Source organism: Streptomyces sp. NPDC051051 (assembly GCF_040682975.1).
Lineage (GTDB): Bacteria > Actinomycetota > Actinomycetes > Streptomycetales > Streptomycetaceae > Streptomyces.
Window position 1 is genome coordinate 1 of record NZ_JBFBCB010000120.1, and the last position, 4265, is coordinate 4265.

General features: G+C 72.5%; 4 protein-coding genes. 2 read left to right on the top strand and 2 right to left on the bottom strand.

All coding sequences use genetic code 11. The features are described 5' to 3' along the window. Nucleotides 1–113: 113 nt before the first annotated feature. The gene (locus tag AB0N31_RS36230) at nt 114–2168 is read right to left on the bottom strand and encodes a bifunctional glycosyltransferase 87/phosphatase PAP2 family protein (protein ID WP_366062795.1); all 2055 of its coding nucleotides are present in this window, start codon (nt 2166–2168) and stop codon (nt 114–116) included. 372 nt (nt 2169–2540) lie between these two features. On the opposite strand from AB0N31_RS36230, the gene AB0N31_RS36235 reads away from it, so the two are divergent. Further along, nucleotides 2541–3212, top strand: coding sequence for an O-methyltransferase (locus AB0N31_RS36235; RefSeq protein ID WP_366062796.1), 672 nt, complete (start codon nt 2541–2543; stop codon nt 3210–3212). A gap of 54 nt (nt 3213–3266) precedes the next feature. On the opposite strand, the gene AB0N31_RS36240 is transcribed toward AB0N31_RS36235, so the two are convergent. After that, the gene (locus tag AB0N31_RS36240; RefSeq protein WP_366062797.1) at nt 3267–3659 is read right to left on the bottom strand and encodes a hypothetical protein; all 393 of its coding nucleotides are present in this window, start codon (nt 3657–3659) and stop codon (nt 3267–3269) included. 103 nt (nt 3660–3762) lie between these two features. Here AB0N31_RS36240 and AB0N31_RS36245 point away from each other — a divergent pair, with 103 nt between their 5' ends. After that, nucleotides 3763–4179, top strand: coding sequence for a DUF1992 domain-containing protein (locus tag AB0N31_RS36245; protein WP_366062798.1), 417 nt, complete (start codon nt 3763–3765; stop codon nt 4177–4179). The last annotated feature ends 86 nt before the right edge of the window (nt 4180–4265 follow it).

Below are 4265 nucleotides of genomic sequence, written 5' to 3' on the forward strand. Positions count from 1 at the left end.
CGGGGCGACCCTCCGCCTTGCGATCGCACGCACCAGACGCCGCCGGGCCTGCCCTTCGGGCAGACGACGCTACTTTCGAAACACGCCCTAGCCCGGATGGACCTCGCCCCTGTTCAGGCGCGCGCCGTCCGTTCCCTCTCCGGTTCCACCCGGCGGTCCTCCCCCGGGGGCGTCGCCTCCGCCGACCCCGCCCGCGGTCCCTGCAGCAGGTACGCCAGCCCGAAGCCGGCGAGGACGACGACGGCGCCGCCCGCCGCGTCGAGGACCCAGTGGTTGCCGGTGGCCACGATCGCCGAGACCGTGAAGAGGGGGTGCAGGAGGCCCAGGGCCTTCATCCACCACTTCGGGGCGACGATCGCGATCACCATGCCGCACCACAGGGACCAGCCGAAGTGCAGGGAGGGCATCGCCGCGTACTGGTTGGTCAGGGACGTCAGCGTGCCGTAGTCGGGCTGGGTGAAGTCCTGCACGCCGTGGACGGTGTCGATGATGCCGAGGCCCGGCATCAGGCGCGGCGGGGCCAGCGGGTAGAGCCAGAAGCCGGCGAGGGCGAGCAGGGTCGCGAAGCCGAGGGAGGAGCGGGCCCAGCGGTAGTCCACGGGGCGGCGCCGGTAGAGGACGGCCAGCACCGACAGCGGGACCACGAAGTGGAACGACGTGTAGTAGAAGTCGAAGAAGTCGCGGAGCCGGCCAGCCTCGACGACCGCGTGGTTGGCCCAGTGCTCGATGTCGATGTGGAGGAAGCGCTCGATGTCGAGGATCTGCCGGCCGTGGGCCTCCGCCCGCCGGCGTCCGCCCGAGATCGTGCCGCCCGTCGCCGCCAGCCGGACCTGCTGGTAGGCCGCGTAGGTGACGCGGATGAGCAGGAGTTCCAGCAGGAGGTTGGGGCGGGTGAGGACCCGGCGCGGGAACAGCTGCAGCGGGACGCGCTTCCAGCGGGCCGGGACGGGGGCGGCGTACTGCGTCGGGACCGGGGTGCGGTGGTACGGGGAGGTGCGCGGCAGGAAGGGCACGACCGTCGCGGCGGCCAGCGCGGCCAGCAGGACGACGTTGTCGCGCAGGGGGTACAGGACCGCCATGTCCGGCAGCATCATCTTCGCCGGGAGGGTCATGACCAGGACGACGGCGACCGGCCAGACGTAACGGTCCGAGGCCCGCGTGCCGACCCGCCCGACCACCGCCGGCAGGAGCCACAGGAGCTGGTGCTGCCAGGTCGTCGGGGACACGGCGATGGCGGCGCAGCCGGTGATCGACACCGCGAGCAGGAGCTGGCCGTCGCGGGCGTACCGCACCGCCCGGCGGACGCCGAGGACGGCCACGGCCGCGCCCAGCGTCAGGAACAGCGCGATCTCCGGCGGACCGGACAGGCCGAGGCGCAGCAGGGCGCCGTGCAGGGACTGGTTGCCGAGGGCGTCCGCCTCGCCGCCGAGGCCCACGCCGGCCATGTGGTGGACCCAGTAGGTGTACGAGTCGTGCGGCATCGCCGCCCAGGCCAGCAGTGTGCACGCCAGGAACGAGGCACCCGCGGCCGCGGCGGCCCGGCGCCGGCCGGTGAACCACAGCAGCGCGGCGAACAGCAGGACGGTCGGCTGGAGGGCCGCAGCCAGGCCGATCAGCGCACCGGCCGCGTGCCGCCCCCGCACGACGAAGCAGCCGAGCAGGACGAGCAGGACGGGGATGATGCTGGTCTGGCCGAGCCAGAGGGTGTTGCGGACGGGCAGGGACAGCATCAGCAGGCTGATCGCGACGGGCGCGGCCAGCAGCGAGGTGCGTCTGCTCACCGGCTGCGGCAGGGCCCGCGCGACGACCAGGCCGAGCGCGACGACCAGCAGCAGGGTGCCGAAGGTCCAGCCCCAGCCGAGAGCCTGTTCGGCCGCCCGGGTGAGGGGCTTGAGGACGAGTCCCCCGAACGGGGAGCCGGTGAAGCGTGTCGAGTCGTAGAGCGAACCGTTGACGTGCAGGACGCCGTCGGGTCCGACCCAGGTCTCCAGGTCCGTCAGCCGTTCTCCGCGCGGGGTGCCGAGGACGACGGCCACCTGCCGGACGGCGAGGACGGCCGCGACCAGCCAGAGGCCGAGGCGGGCCACGCGCAGGCGTGCTCTCGCCGTGCCGGCCGCGGTCGCTCCGAAGGGTTCTGCCGGTCGCCCGCTGTGCTCCGCATTCGCCACGCCTCGTAGGCCTCCCGCCCCGTAGGTCCCGCACGTTCCCTCGTGGGGTTGCTTCACGAGCCCTCTCCACCAACCCTATGAGGCTCGCGGCACCCCCCGACGAAGACGCGGGCCGTCCCGCCTTCACCTGACGTCCGTTCTCCTTTTGTCCGGAAGACGATAGTGCGCGGGGCGGGGACCGGTTCCGCGCGGCGCGGGGCGATCCGCCGGGCCGGACCGGGCGACGGGGGCCGGTGAGGGCGCTGACCGGCGGGTTCCCGCCGACGCCGGTCCCGCGGGGTCCGGGCGGACGGGAACTCGGGCACGGTGCGCGGCGTTGACGAACTGATCAGCGTTTCCGACAAGTGCCGTCACGACCGGGAGGCAGAGCGCATGGACGAGTCGCAAATCTGGGACACCGTCGACGCCTACTTCACCACCCACCTCGCCCCGGACGACGAGGTGACCGCGGCCGCGCTGCGCGACAGCGAGACGGCCGGGCTGCCGCCGGTCAACGTCACGGCGAACCAGGGCAAGCTGCTCCAGCTCCTCGCGGAGATCCAGGGCGCCCGCACCGTCCTGGAGATCGGCACACTCGGCGGATACAGCACCATCTGGCTGGCCAGAGCCCTCCCGGCCGACGGCCGGCTCGTCTCCCTGGAGTACAGCCCGAAGCATGCGGAGGTCGCCGTGCGCAACATCGCGCGGGCGGGCCTGGACGAGCGGGTCGAGGTGCGGGTGGGCGCGGCCCTGGACTCGCTGCCGCTGCTGGCGGACGAGCACCCGCCGCCCTTCGACCTGGTCTTCATCGACGCCGACAAGGCCAACAACGCCCACTACGTGGAGTGGGCGCTGCGACTGACCCGCGCCGGCAGCCTGATCGTCGTCGACAACGTCGTACGGGACGGCCGGGTGGTGGACGCGGACGGCGGCGCGGAAGACGTGCGGGGCACCCGCGAGGCGCTCGAGCTCATCGGCGCGCACCCGAGGTTGAGCGGTACGGCGATCCAGATGGTCGGCGCCAAGGGCTACGACGGCTTCGCCCTGGCGCGCGTGCTGGCGTAGCCCCGGGCCTCTTCCGGCTCCTGGACCCCGGACCGGTGGGGTCACGCCCCGCCCTCAGGCCTCGTGGTAGAAGCCCACGTTGACGCTGCGCGGGCCGGTGCGGTCCGTGATGACGATCTCCCCGTTGCCGCCCCGCGGGAGCTGCACGGTCCCGCCGTAGGCGATGGTCTGGGCGTACTCGCCGACCACCAGCCGGACCTCGGAGGACGGGTCCGGCTGGGAGCCGCGCAGCCAGCTGACCTGCCAGACACCCTCGGGGCCGCACAGGAACTCCAGGTGGACCCGGGAGACGAACAGCCACTCCTCGGGTGTGACCAGGCGGCACACGGACTTGTCCCGGCCCACCCGCAGCACGGCGCCCGGCTCGCTGGGCGCGTCAGCCATGAGCATGCCGGCCGTGGCACCCTCTTCCGTCCCGGAGACGGTGGCCATGGTGAGTTCGAGCACGTGCGCTCCTCAAGAGATGTCTGTCCGACAGCGTCCGAACTGTGCGTGCACAGCCGCCGCATACTAAATCGCCCGGCCCCGCCGCGTCCGGCACAATGGACGCATGACCGAGCGAAAGCCACCCGGCGTCCCGTTCGAATCCTGGGTCGACAAGCAGATCCAGGAGGCGGAGCGGCGTGGCGAGTTCGATCAACTTGCGGGTGCGGGAAGGCCGTTGGACCCGGAGCTCGAGAATTCCTACGACGAACTGTGGTGGGTCAGGCGCAAGATGGCACGTGAGGGGCTCTCGGTCCTGCCTCCCACGCTGGCACTGCGCAAGGAGGCGGAGGACGCCCTCGCCGCGGCGTACGCGGCACCGTCGGAGCGGATCGTCCGGAAGATCGTCACGGACGTCAACGTCAAGCTCCGCGACATGATGTTCAAGCCGCCGCCCGGCCCCCCGCTGGGCATGAAGCCGTACGACGTCGAAGAGGTCGTACGGCAGTGGCGGGAGCGCCGGGCGGCGGCCGGGGACGGCTAGGGCGTGTTTCGAAAGTAGCGTCGTCTGCCCGAAGGGCAGGCCCGGCGGCGTCTGGTGCGTGCGATCGCAAGGCGGAGGGTCGCCCC

Excerpts from the sequence above, each read along its gene's own strand:
- AB0N31_RS36235 (WP_366062796.1), top strand. The coding sequence starts at position 2,541 with ATGGACGAGTCGCAAATCTGGGACACCGTCGACGCCTACTTCACCACC.
- AB0N31_RS36245 (WP_366062798.1), top strand. The coding sequence starts at position 3,763 with ATGACCGAGCGAAAGCCACCCGGCGTCCCGTTCGAATCCTGGGTCGAC.